At 74.0% G+C, this 12374-nt stretch carries 8 protein-coding genes; 1 reads left to right on the plus strand and 7 read right to left on the minus strand.

Translation table 11 applies throughout. The annotated features are described in order from the left end of the window. Window positions 1–68: 68 nt before the first annotated feature. The 4 genes from GA0115240_RS05750 to purD form a co-directional block, all read right to left on the minus strand. Entirely contained in the window at window positions 69–971 is a 903-nt protein-coding gene (locus tag GA0115240_RS05750; RefSeq protein ID WP_093735567.1) for a phosphoribosylaminoimidazolesuccinocarboxamide synthase, read from the minus strand. A gap of 130 nt (window positions 972–1101) precedes the next feature. After that, window positions 1102–2592, minus strand: a complete 1491-nt coding sequence (locus GA0115240_RS05755; protein ID WP_093735568.1) for a N,N-dimethylformamidase beta subunit family domain-containing protein — start codon at window positions 2590–2592, stop codon at window positions 1102–1104. Between the two features lie 394 nt (window positions 2593–2986). Then, a complete protein-coding gene (locus GA0115240_RS05760) occupies window positions 2987–4603 on the minus strand; it encodes a hypothetical protein (protein ID WP_093735569.1) in 1617 nt (538 codons plus the stop codon). A gap of 960 nt (window positions 4604–5563) precedes the next feature. Then, window positions 5564–6832: a phosphoribosylamine--glycine ligase gene (gene purD / locus GA0115240_RS05765; RefSeq protein WP_093735570.1), complete on the minus strand. Its 1269-nt coding sequence runs from the start codon at window positions 6830–6832 to the stop codon at window positions 5564–5566. A 414-nt stretch (window positions 6833–7246) separates the two neighbouring features. Between purD and GA0115240_RS05770 the strand changes: the two genes are divergently transcribed. Beyond that, window positions 7247–7978, plus strand: coding sequence for an SLATT domain-containing protein (locus GA0115240_RS05770; RefSeq protein WP_093735573.1), 732 nt, complete (start codon window positions 7247–7249; stop codon window positions 7976–7978). Between the two features lie 214 nt (window positions 7979–8192). Here GA0115240_RS05770 and GA0115240_RS05775 read toward each other — a convergent pair whose 3' ends face one another. The 3 genes from GA0115240_RS05775 to GA0115240_RS38995 form a co-directional block, all read right to left on the minus strand. After that, a complete protein-coding gene (locus GA0115240_RS05775) occupies window positions 8193–9032 on the minus strand; it encodes a phosphate ABC transporter ATP-binding protein (protein WP_093735571.1) in 840 nt (279 codons plus the stop codon). Between the two features lie 125 nt (window positions 9033–9157). Beyond that, window positions 9158–10072 carry a sortase gene (locus GA0115240_RS05780; RefSeq protein WP_202451070.1) on the minus strand — a complete coding sequence of 305 codons (915 nt, stop codon included), beginning with the start codon at window positions 10070–10072 and terminating at the stop codon, window positions 9158–9160. Window positions 10073–10163: 91 nt separating this feature from the next. Continuing rightward, the gene (locus GA0115240_RS38995; protein ID WP_093735572.1) at window positions 10164–12155 is read right to left on the minus strand and encodes an Ig-like domain repeat protein; all 1992 of its coding nucleotides are present in this window, start codon (window positions 12153–12155) and stop codon (window positions 10164–10166) included. Window positions 12156–12374: the final 219 nt, after the last annotated feature.

Raw genomic sequence — 12374 nt, forward strand, 5'->3', positions numbered from 1 at the left:
CGGCGAAGGCCCCGGTCACCACGACCGGGGCCTTCGCCGTTGTCCCTGCCGGGCCCGCCCGCGCGGTCCTAGACCCAACTGGTGCCCGTCAGGCGCTCGTACGCCTCGATGTAGCGGGCCCGGGACTGCTGGACGATCTCGGACGGCAGCGGGGGCGGCGGCTGCTCGGAGGAGGCGTCCCAGCCGGAGGCGGGCGAGGTCAGCCAGTCGCGGATGAACTGCTTGTCGAAGGACGGCTGCGGGTGGCCCGGGGCGTACTGGTCGGCCGGCCAGTAGCGGGAGGAGTCCGGGGTGAGCACCTCGTCGGCGATGACCAGGGTCCCCGCGTCGTCGAAGCCGAACTCGAACTTGGTGTCCGCCAGGATCAGGCCGCGCAGGCCGGCGATCTCACGCGCCTGCGAGTAGACCGCGAGGGTGGCCTGCCGCAGCCGCGCCGCGGTCTCCACGCCGACCTCGTGGGCCACTTCCTCGTAGGTCACATTCTCGTCGTGCTCGCCGACCTCGGCCTTGGTGGCCGGGGTGAAGATCGGGCCGGGCAGCTCGGAGCCGTCCTCCAGGCCCTCGGGCAGCCCGAGACCGCACACCGTCCGGGTCTCCCGGTACTCCTTCAGGCCCGAACCGGCCAGATAGCCGCGGGCCACGCACTCCACCGGGAGCATCCGCAGCGGCCGGCACACCATAGTGCGGCCCTCCCAGTCCGCCGGGGCACCCTCCGGCACCTCGGTGGAGATCACATGATGGGGCACCAGCTCGGCCAGCAGGTCGAACCACCACAGGGACAGCTGGGTGAGAATGCGGCCCTTGTCCGGGATCTCGGTGGGCAGCACCCAGTCGTACGCGGAGGTGCGGTCGCTGGCCACCATCACCAGCTCGCCGGCCGCGTTCCGGTACAACTCGCGCACCTTGCCGGTGTGCAGATGCACGAGGCCCGGCACCTGGACGGGCTCGGGCTTGACGACGAATCCGGACATGGGTGGTCCTCCCCACTCGGTGGTTCAGCCCCCGATTCTCGCGTACCGGCGGGGAACCGGCGCGCACGGGTGGCCGCACCGCCCGCGGTTCGCCCCCATTCGGCTCCGCGGGCTCGGCGGATCGCCCGGCTCAGTCGTGCTTGCAGATGCGGTCCAGCAGATTGGCGGTCGCCCGCTGGATCCGCGGGTCCACATGGCCGGGGCGGTCCAACGCCGGGGACCACGCGAAGGTGCCGGACGCGAAGACGTACGCGCCGCTGGGCGCCCGGTACAGCGAGGTCTCCTGATGGCAGCGGCGGCCGTCGGCCGCCTCGTAGGGCGAATGGGCCAGCAGGATGCGCTCGGTGGACTCCGGCAGCGGGGTGCGCGGGAAATAGCTGTCCGCCTCGCCGGCGACCAGACCGGGGATCTCGTCGCACTCGGCGGCGCCGGTTGCCTCCCACAGCCAGTGGTCGGCGTTGCGCACCACCAGCGGGGACGGCTGCGGCACCCGGCCGGCGTACTGGACGCCGACCACCAGTTGTTCCGGCTCGCCCTGGTCCCGCCACAGCGCCGTGCGGCCCTTCCCGTCGCCCCGGCCCTTGCGGCAGGTCAGCAGCCGGTCCGGGTCGCCGGACGGGGACGCCGTCAACTCGACCTGCCAGTACATGGTGTTCGCCGACAAGAACACCAGCGAGGTGCCGGCCTCGCGGGCGGCCTCGGCGGCGCGCCGCATCGGTATCGACCAGTACTCGTCGTGGCCGGGGAAGACCAGGCCCCGGTACCGCGTCGGGTCCACCCGGCCGGCGTGCAGATCACGGGCATCGGCGTAGGCGAGGTCGTAGCCGTAGCGCTCGGCGAAGCGGACGAAGTCGTAGGCGTGCCCGATGTGCAGGGGCAGGCCCGCGCCGGCGTAGGGGCGGTCGAAGGAGACCGTGGTGGCGGCCTCGTGCTCACCGAGCAGCCGGCCCTCGCCGTCCCAGGCGTGGTAGAGGCTGGCGCCGGTGCGGCCGTCCTCCGGGTAGAGGTTGTACGCCTGCCAGGTGACGTCCGGCAGCAGCAGGAGCAGGTCGGCCGGCCGGGCCTCGGCGTCCAGGACGGTGAAGGGGATGTGGCTGCGGTAGCCGTCGGCGGTCGTCAGCACCGCCACATAGGCGCCGGTCCGCCAGTAGAGCGGGATCTGGAGCCGCCAGGACTGCCACCAGTGGTGGCAGGAAACCGTCCTGCCGGCGGTGAGCGGCGCCGGCTGCACGATGCCGGACAGTCGGGGGCTGGTGGTGACCTGGGCGGCGCCGTCACCGCCGTAGTGGCCGATGCGGTAGATGTCGACGGTGAACTCCTGCGGCGGGTCCACGGTGATCCGGAAGTCGACCGCGCCGCCGGGCGCGACGGCGCCCTCGGTGGCGAAGCCCTTGATCTGGCGGCGGACGTCGTCGGCCGTGCGTGGACCGGAGATGTGCGGCTTGCGCGGGGGCTTTCCGCTGCTCACCGCCAGGTCCACGTACCAGGGGACCACCTGGCCGTCGTCGTCCAGATACTGCTCCCGGCCGCGCAGCCACGGCAGCGGCCCTTGCCCGAACGGGTCCGAAACGCCGTGGGCGTGCGCCCCCGACTCCCACCGCCGACTTTGCGCCACGACCATCCCCGCCCTCTTCTTCCGCACCTGCTCCGCAGCCGTCCCGCCCCCGGGACCGCGGTGCAACGATGCGGTCGCCTCCCCCCAGCACATCACAGAAAGCGGCGTGATGGTCACGGTTCGTGGCGCTTTTTTATGGAGAAGCGTGGATTGCAGCCCATTTCCGGCCACCGGGCCGACGCCACAGGCGAATGCCTCGCCGACGGGTGGACGAAGGTTCGGATCCGCGCCCCGCGCGAGTGGGCCTCCTCCGGAGAACCGGCGGGCCCGCGGCCCTGGAACCAGGCGCCGGACGGGGCCCGGTGTCCGGTCGGCCGGCCGGACTGAGCCCAAGGCTGTCGGAGCCGGGCGCGGAGCTGCGGCAGGCAGGGCGGTGGCAGGGGCGGCTGGGGCAGGCGGGCTACGGGAGCCGGAGCGGCTTGTCCGGGCGGATCCCGACCGCGGAGAGCCAGCTGCGCAAGGGGCCCGGGTCGCCGTTCTCGACCAGGCGGAGGACCGGGAAGGCGAGATCGGTGCGGCGCGAGCCGCCGACTATGAGCGTCGGGCCGTCCAGCCAGTCCAGGCCCGGCGCGGCGCCCGCGGTGTCGACCGCGGCGCAGCAGACCACCGCCGTGACATGGTCCGCCAGCAGCTCACGGCCAGTACGCGGCGGCAGCAGCGGGCACACCGTCACCTCCCCGCCGGGCACCTGGAGGCTGGCCGGCCTGCCCGGGCCCGCCTCCACCGCCGCGCTGAGCCGGGCGGCCAGCTCCTCACTGCCACCGCCGGCCAGGCGGTCGATGACCCGCCCGAGGGTGGCCCCGCCGGGCTCCTCGAGGTCGGCCGCCCGCCCGCCGACCAGCACCCGGCCGCCCCGGGCGCGGGCCGCGGCCGGCCGCGCCTCGTCCAGCAGCCGCACCAGTCGGCCGGCCTCGCCGCGCCAGATGCCGTCGACGACCTCTTCCGGGTACCGCGCCCAGCTCACCGGCGCCCAGCCGGGGCCGGGCCGGGCCGGGCCGCCGTGGAAGATCCGCGCCGCCAGCAGGGACACCGCCTCGTCCACCACGCCCGGCTCCTCCAGCAGATCGCACGCCGGGCGCTCACCGAGCCGGGTCTCGTAGCCCTCCGCCAGCCGGTCCCGCCGGGACAGCTCGGTCAGGGCCGCCACCACTCCGGCGTCCAGCCGGGACGGCCAGCGGCCCATCCGCCAGGCCGGCAGCGCGACCCGGGTCAGCAGCCGGTCCCAGCCCGCGTAGGCCAGCCCGATCTGTTCCTGGGCGACGATCCGCAGCCCGTAATCCACCGCCAACGCCCGCTCGGAGGCCGACGCCGCCACCGCGCGCTCCATCTCGGCCGCGTGCGTACGGCAGCCGTGCAGCAGCAGTCGCACCGCCCAGCCGAGCACGCGGAACACCGGCCGCAGCAGCAGGCCGCCCCGCGCGCCGTCCGCCGAGACCCCGGCGGCGGCGTCGAGGCCACGGACGAAGCGGCGCGCCGCGGATATCCCGGGGTCGACGGCGGGGCCGGTGCCGGCCACCACCGGAGCCAGCAGTGCGCGCAGCTCCGCCACCCGCATCCACCACATGAACGGCGAGCCCACCACCAGCACCGGCGTGGCCCGCGTCTCACCCGGGGCCGGGACGGTGTCCCTGCGGTCCTCCAGCCAGCTGTCGCAGTCCGGGGTCAGCGCTATCGCCGAGGGCGCCGGCACCTGGAGGCGCTCCGCGAGGTCCCGCACCAGCCGGTAGAAGTCCGGCGCGGACTTCTCGCTGACCGACACCGTCGGGCTGACCGCGGGCTTGGCCCGCGCGATCACGGCGGCGACGGCGGCCGTCACCGCCAGCACCACCAGGGCGGCGCCGGTCACGGCCCAGCAGGCCGCGTCCCACGCCGGACCGATCCGACCGCTCACCCGGCCGGCGGCCATCACCACCGCCGCGGCGGCCGGCAGCAGCGCGGCCGCCACCGCCGTCGAACGAATCCTCAGCACCGCCAGCGCACGGGCCCGCGCAAGGGCCTCCCCTGCTTCTCCGGCCATCGGCGGCTCACCCCCTGCCCTAGCGACGGGCCGCCCCTGCGGCGGCCTCCCCCCACTGTCGCACCGCCCACCGACATCGCAATGCCGTACGGCTGATTGCCGCAATGTCCCGCGGTGCGCCTTCCGGGCACCCTAGTTGCGCACCCGGGGAGAGTCAGCCGTATGGCCCAGGCATCACTCCTTGGAGTGGTTCTGCCTTTTTGCCGCGCCCTCGCCTCCGGCCGCAGGGCGGGGGTGAGGGGCGGGGAGTGAGGGGGCGGGGGCGGTCCGGCGGGAGGGTGCCGTGGGGTGGGAGCCGTCCGGCGCGTTGGTGCCGCCTTTTCCCCCTTATTGCCGCGCCCTCGCCTCCGGCCGCTTAGACCCGGTCTCGACGGTCGATCGTGCTCGCTCGCTCGTACCTCACTCACTGCGCGCGTTCTCCCTTTCGAAACCGGCGCGGCCTTTGGCTCCGTCGCTACCGGCGGGCCGTCGGGCGCAGGGTGCGGCCACCGGTGGACCGTCGGGCGTATTGCGGAGGCGGAAGCGGGCCCCTTTGGCTCACCCTGCGCTGGAGGGCACGCTTGACCGGTCACTTGGCGCCGTGGGGTTCGCCGGTAGCCAGCGAGCCGAAGGGCGCGCCGGTTTCGAAAGAGACGAACGACAAGCGAGGAACGAGCGCAGGAGAGAGGAACGTCGAGACCGGGTCTAAGCGCCCGGAGGCGAGAGGGCGGCAAAAAAAGGGGAAAGGGCGGCACCCCCACGCCGGACGGCACCCACCCACGGCACCCTCACGCCGGACGGCTCCCACCCCACGGCACCCTCACGCCGGACGGCACCCGCCCCACGGCACCCTCCGCGGCAACGGCACCCACCAGGCCACCCTCACGCCGCTACGTCCCCCACCCCACGGCACCCCCCGCCGCCCCCCGTCCGCCTCCCGGCCGCGCCGCTCCGCTCCCGCTCAGCGCTCCCGCTCAGCGCTCAGCGCTCAGCGTTCGCCGCTCCCGCCGCTGCTTGTTCGGCGATGTCGCCGCGGTGGTGGGCGCCGTCCAGGGTGATGCGTTCGAGGGCGCGGTAGGCGCGGTGGCGGGCCTTGCGGAGGGTGGGGCCGGTGGCGGTGACGGACAGGACGCGGCCGCCGGCGGACAGGACGCGGCCGTCGGGGGACTGGCGGGTGCCGGCGTGGAGGACGTAGGCGTGCTCGTCCTTCTCGGCGACGTCGGCGAGGCCGGTGATGGGGTCGCCGGTGCGGGGGGTGTCGGGGTAGTTGTGGGAGGCGATGACGACCGTCACCGCGGCGTCGTCGCTCCAGCGCAGTTCGGGGAAGACGGCGAGCTGCCCGGTCGCGGCGCTGCGCAGCAGGGCGGCCAGCGGTGTCTTGAGCCGGGCGAGGACCACCTGGGTCTCGGGGTCGCCGAAGCGGGCGTTGAACTCGATGACCCGCACCCCGCGCGAGGTGATCGCGAGCCCGGCGTACAGCAGGCCGGCGAAGGGCGTGCCGCGACGGCGCAGTTCGTCCACGGTCGGCTGGAGCACGGTGCGCTCGACCTCGGCCACCAGCTCCGGGTCGGCCCACGGCAGCGGCGAGTAGGCGCCCATGCCGCCGGTGTTGGGGCCCTTGTCGCCGTCCAGCGCCCGCTTGAAGTCCTGGGCGGGCTGGAGCGGGACGACCGTTTCGCCGTCGGTGACCGCGAACAGCGACACCTCGGGTCCGTCGAGGAACTCCTCGATCACCACGCGGTCGCAGGCCAGCGCGTGCGCCCGGGCGGTGGCCAGGTCGTCGGTGACGACGACGCCCTTGCCGGCCGCCAGTCCGTCGTCCTTGACGACGTAGGGCGCGCCGAACGCGTCCAGCGCGGTGTCGATCTGGTCGGCGGTGGTGCAGACGTAGGACCGGGCGGTCGGCACTCCCGCGGCGGCCATCACGTCCTTGGCGAAGGCCTTGGAGCCTTCCAGGGCGGCGGCTTCCCGGCTCGGCCCGAAGCAGTCGACACCGCGGGCGCGTACCGCGTCGGCGACGCCCGCCACCAGCGGCGCCTCCGGTCCGACGATCACCAGGTCCGCCTTCAGGGAGACGGCGAGTTCGGCGACAGCCGGGCCGTCCAGGATGTCGACCGCGTGCAGCTCGGCCACTTCCGCGATGCCGGCGTTGCCGGGAGCGCAGTGCAGCGAGCCGACGTCGGGGTCGAGGGACAGGGAACGGCACAGGGCGTGTTCGCGGGCACCGCCGCCGATGACAAGGACCTTCACGGGCACCAGGGTAGTGGGCACGGCGCGGACCGGTCCGGCCCGGCCGGTCGGGCGCCCGCACAGGCAGTCAGGGGAGGCGGGCCCGGCCGCCCGCCGGGGCCCGGCCCCGTACCGTCCGCTCCCACCCGGCGCCGTCCACCCCCGCCCCGCGCCGACCCCGTCAACCGCGCCCGCGCCCGCCATGCCACCCGCCGCCCGCCCCCGCGCAGCCGCCCTCACTCATTTGGGCGACCGCGGCCGGCACCTCTACCTGATCACGCCGGGCATACCGGCGGTAATCCTTTGATCGGCCCCCCACGCTCAGCCGTTCGGCGGTAAGAAGAGGACTTCGCACCGGGCCGGGTGCGCGCGCCGACGTCGGTCGACGCGAGTCGACGAAGGTCGTGCGAGGAGCGTGGAGTGAGCCAGCCGGACATGTTTCCCGAGGAGGCACCTCGGGAGGAGCCTCAGCGGCGGGCGCTGCACCACCAGCACGAGGACCTGAAGGCGCTGCCGTTCCCGCTGGGCGACTGGGGTGAGCCGGCCGAGCGGCTGGAGGAGCTCTACCGCTGGGCGGAGAGCGGCGCGCTGCGTACCGCCGACTGGTATCTGGACGACCGGATCCGCAAGCGGCGCGGGGCGCGGGCGCTGCGGATCGCGGCGTCCGTCCTGGCCGCGGCGGGGGCGGCGCTGCCGCTGGTCCAGCTGGCGGGAGCCGGCGGCCCGCTGACCGTCTGGGGCTATCTCGCGCTGCTCGGCGCCGGCGCGTGCGTGTGCGCCGACCGGGTGCTGGGGCTGACGGCAGGCTGGATGCGGGACATGGCCACCGCGCAGGCGGTGCAGCGGCGGATCGAGGCGCTGCGGTTCGACTGGGCGTCGGAGAGCGTGCGCGAGGTCCTCGGCCCCACCGAGGGCACGGCGGCGGAGGCCGCCGAGCGCTGTCTGGCGATCCTGCGCCGGTTCTGCGACGACATCGCGGACCTGGTGCGGATGGAGACGTCCGACTGGATGGTCGACTTCGGCGGCGGTACGGCCGGCGGCCCGCTGCGTACCCAGTCCGCCGCCTGGTGGCCGGCCCGCAGCGATCCCGGCTCGCCGTCCCGCCCGGCCCACTCGGGCGCCCGCCCCACCATGCCCCGGCAGCGGCCACCGGAGGGCCCGCGCTAGGCCGCGTCTGACAAATAGCGCCGTCCGCCCGCAGGGCGGGGCCCCGCGGCGTCTGGTGCGTGCGATCGCAAGGCGGAGGGGTGTCCTCGTAGTGGGCTACTCGGACGACCCCGACAACGCAGCGAGCGCGCGTGCCAGGCGTCGCGGGGCAGGCGGGATTTGTCAGACACGGCCCAGGCCCTGTCCGGGGTTCGGCGACCTCGTCGCGGGTGGCTCAGCCGAAGCGGCCCGCGACGTAGTCGGCGGTGCGGCTGTCGGCCGGGCTGCCGAAGATCTGCTCGGTCGGGCCGTGTTCGACGATGCCGCCCGGGGTGCCCTGTTCGGCCAGGAAGAAGGCGCACTGCTGCGAGACGCGGGCCGCCTGCTGCATGTTGTGGGTGACGATGACGATGGTGACCTGTCCGGACAGGTCGTGGATGGTCTCCTCGACCCGCCGGGTGGAAGTGGGGTCCAGCGCCGAGCAGGGCTCGTCCATCAGCAGGACCCTGGGGCGGACGGCCAGCGCGCGGGCGATGCACAGCCGCTGCTGCTGGCCGCCGGACAGGGCGCCGCCGGGCTGCCGGAGCCGGTCGCGGACCTCTTTCCACAGTCCGGCCCGGCTCAGGCACTCCTCGACCAGCTCGTCCTTCTCGCGCCGGGAGGCCTTGGTGCCGGTGAGCCGCAGTCCGGCGAGCACGTTGTCGTAGATGCTCATCGCCGGGAACGGGTTGGGCTTCTGGAAGACCATGCCGATCCGGCGGCGGGCGTCGGTGAGGCGGCGGCCGGCGCCGTAGACGTCCTCGCCGTCGAAGAGGACCTCGCCGGCCATCGCGGCCGACGGGATCAGCTCGTGCATCCGGTTCAAGGTGCGCAGGAAGGTCGACTTGCCGCAGCCGGAGGGGCCGATGAGCGCGCTGACCCGGCCGGCCGGCATCGTCAGGCTGACCCGCTCCAGCACCTTGTGCGTGCCGAACCAGGCGGACACCGCGCGGGCTTCGAGCTGTGCGGGCGCGGGTCCGGAGGTGACGGCGGGCAGCACCGCGGTGTCGGCGGTGGTGGCGGGGATGTCGATCATGGCGGGCACCTCTTACGTCGGTTGCGTCAGTCGGGAGGGTGCGGGCGGTCGGGTCCGGCCCCGGTGGGCGGATCGGTCGCACTGGGCGCGCGGGTCGCGGTCGGCGGTCCGGCCGCGCCGGGCGGTCACAGCAGGTTGGGCAGCAGTTCGGTGACCTGTCCGGCGACCCGCAGGCCGACGAAGGCCACCACGGGTGCGAAGACGATCCAGGTGTGGTGGCGGCCCCAGCGGTGCCAGGCCCACACGGCGGCGACGCAGACCAGTACCAGGGCCTGCAGCCACATCACCATCGGCCAGGGGATGCCGGACCGGGCCCCCATCGGCTCCTCGGACGACGGCAGGGTGCCCGTCTGGATGGTGGCGGCCGGGGTGTCGGCGGTGGCGGACGTCAGGTCGGCGTCGACCCGCAGTACGCCGCTGGGCAGATAGCGCGTCCCGGTGGCGGTGAGCAGCACCAGCCGGCCCTTGCCGGCCGCGAGCGGCGCCGGCACCGGGTCGCCGGCCCGGCGCAGGTCCAGCACGCGGTAGGACGCCTTGCCCTGCCCGGTGGTGACGGTGAAGGTGTCGCCGGGGTCGAGCTCGGCCAGGCCGCCGAAGGGACCGCCGTAGGCGGCGGCGCGGCCCATCAGCACACTGGTGCCGGCCTGGCCGGGCAGCGGGGTGTCCCGCCGGTGCCCGGGGCCGTCGGCCAGTACCCGCGGGTCGGTGCCCTCCAGGACGACCTGGTGGACGTGCAGGCGCGGGATGTCGATGATCGCCACCGGCGTGCCGGGGGCGAGCAGGTGCCCGTTCTGGTCGGTCTGCGCGACGGGCGCGGTGCCCAGCGCGAGTTGCTCGCGCAGCTCGTCGAAGGCGTGGGTCTGCGCGGCGCGGTGCTGCAGCGGGCTGATCAGGACCAGTTGGGCGGTGAGGCCGAGCAGCAGCGCGGCCAGGGTGAGCAGCGCTCCCCTGGCGAGCTGCGGGACGGCCGGCAGGACGGCTTTGCGCGGGGCGGCGGCCGGCGCCGGTCTGCTCAGCGGGGTCGGTACGGCGACCGTCACGGCGGCCTGCCTCCTTCGCGGGGTGGATGTCGGGGGCTGCGCCGGGGAGACCGCGCCGCGTGGCGGCCGCGGTCTCCCCGGTCGGGCGGGATCAGACGACCTTGACGGTGAAGTTGGCGCTGTACTTGCCGGCGACGGTGCCGGAGCCGACGTACAGGGCGTGCAGCTGGCGGTTGCCCTTGGCGAGCTTCGGCATGGTGATGGTCGCCACGCCGTTCTTCAGGGTGCCGGTGGCCAGTACCGAGGCGCCGGTGTAGATGCGGACGGTGCCGGTGGGCACGGTGCCGACGGCGGCGACCTTGACGGTGAACTTGGCGTTGCTCAGGTGGCTGAACGACTTGGGCGCGGTGACGACGACCGTCGGGTTGGCCTTGGTGATGGTCAGCTTGAGGGTGCCGGAGGACGACAGCAGGCTGGTGTTGCCGCCGTAGGACACGGTGAGGCCGTGCGTGCCGACACCGAGCGTCTTGGGCAGGGACACGGTGACGTTGCCCTTGCTGTCCAGCTTGCCGGTGCCGCGGACGGTGCTGCCTTCCTTGACCGTGACGGTTCCGGTGGCGATGGAGTGGCTGTCGCGGACGGCGGCCAGCACGAGCGGCGTGGAACCGTACGCGGTGGTGGCCGTCTTGACGTAGGTGATCGTGCTGTACTTCACCGCGCCGGACCAGACGGCGGGCGTGCCCGAGCCGTTGAGGTTGTTGGCGGTGACCTTGGCGCTGTAGCTGCCCAGCGCGCCGGTGAAGTTGTAGGACGTGGTGCCGGCCGGGAGGTCCTTGTTGACCACGACGGCGCCCTTGGCGTTGGTGACCAACACGCGGTAGTCGGTCACGGCCAGACCGGTGTTGGCCGGCGCGGTCCAGCTGAACTTGACGCCGGAGTCGGCCGGGGCGGCGTGCAGTGCCGGGGTGCCGGGGAGCGCGGCGGACAGGCCGGTCTCCTCCAGGCCGCCGAACTTGGCGTGGTGGCTGGGGTCGATCGAGCCGTTGTAGGACTCGTTCAGGAAGCCGAACTTGGCGATCACGGACTCGGCGTTGGCGGAGGCCATGGCGGCGGCGCGGGTGGTGTCGGTGACGAAGATGTCGTACAGGGCCTTGTTGAAGAACACGCTGGTCGGGTCGATCGAGCGGCTCGGCAGCACGTCGTAGACGTCACGGCCGAAGGTGGCGTTCTCGTAGTAGCCGCTGACCGGGGCGAGCTTGCCGTTGACGGTGACCACGGGCGAGGTGGTGCCGCTGTCGCCGGGGAGCTGGACGTTGGCGAGGAAGGCGCCGTTCTTGACCGCGGTGGTGGAGAAGTCGGGCGAGACGCCGTTGTTCTGCGCGATCCAGCTGCCGACGGAGAACGGCACCAGGGAGTTGTCGAGGGTCAGCGCCGGGTTGGCCTGGTTCTCCTGGACGATGCCGACGTTGGGCTGGATGTCGCTGTCGGTGAGGCCGATCGCGGCCAGGAAGAACTTGCGGGTGCCCGAGCCGACCTGCGGGATGAACGGGTGCACCGGCACGCCGTTCACCTCGGGGCTGGCCGAGGAGTAGAGGTCGTGCAGCTCGTCGACCGTGAGGTTCTGCAGCAGGCTGCCCTTGGCGGCCACGCCGACCGCGTCCCGGGCGAGCGGGACGTACGTCAGGGCGGTGCCGGACGCGCTGGGGCCGCCGGAGGAACGGGCGAAGTCGACCTGGTCGGGGATCGCGACACCGGACACGCCGGGGCCGGCACCGAAGGCGTGGCCGTCCAGGGACGCGGTCAGCGCGTTGCGGCCGGGGCCGGAGCCGTTCGGGCGCGGGAAGGACGGGCCGCCCTTGCGGGTGGTGATCTTGGACGAGGTGGAGCCGGTGCCGGGCTCGATCGCGTCGTACGAGGCGATGCCCTGGCCGTCGGCGGTCACCGCGGTCGCGGCGTAGCTGGTGCCGTTGACGCTGTCGCCGGCCAGCGCGTTGAGCACGTCCTGGGTGGTGTCGGACCCGACACCGACGAGCGGACGGAAGGTGGCGGCGGGCGGGTCGGCCATCGCCGGGGTGGCGAGGACCGTGCCGCTGACCGCGATGGCGGCCACAACTACGGCAGACGCGAGGCGCATCTTGCGCATGGAGGTTCTCCTGGTCGTCACAGTGTTACGGGGGTGGTGCGGGCGGTCCTGCCGGGTTGTCTGGCAGGGTGGTTCGGGCCGTCCGCCCCGACTGACTTTCGGGGCGGGCGGCCGTCTGTGGGCGGCGTCAGCCGCGGGGTGTGGGGGGCCGGGTGGGCAACAGCCGCCTGAGGCGGGCCGGATCGACGGTGAGCGCGCGGCCGCCCGGCAGCGGGACGC

The sequence above is a fragment of the Streptomyces sp. DvalAA-14 genome (assembly GCF_900091855.1).
GTDB lineage: Bacteria > Actinomycetota > Actinomycetes > Streptomycetales > Streptomycetaceae > Actinacidiphila.

Coding starts and splice junctions, on each gene's coding strand:
- GA0115240_RS05750 (WP_093735567.1), bottom strand. CDS start 971: ATGTCCGGATTCGTCGTCAAGCCCGAGCCCGTCCAGGTGCCGGGCCTC.
- GA0115240_RS05755 (WP_093735568.1), bottom strand. CDS start 2,592: ATGGTCGTGGCGCAAAGTCGGCGGTGGGAGTCGGGGGCGCACGCCCAC.
- GA0115240_RS05760 (WP_093735569.1), bottom strand. CDS start 4,603: ATGGCCGGAGAAGCAGGGGAGGCCCTTGCGCGGGCCCGTGCGCTGGCG.
- GA0115240_RS05770 (WP_093735573.1), top strand. CDS start 7,247: ATGTTTCCCGAGGAGGCACCTCGGGAGGAGCCTCAGCGGCGGGCGCTG.
- GA0115240_RS05775 (WP_093735571.1), bottom strand. CDS start 9,032: ATGATCGACATCCCCGCCACCACCGCCGACACCGCGGTGCTGCCCGCC.
- GA0115240_RS38995 (WP_093735572.1), bottom strand. CDS start 12,155: ATGCGCAAGATGCGCCTCGCGTCTGCCGTAGTTGTGGCCGCCATCGCG.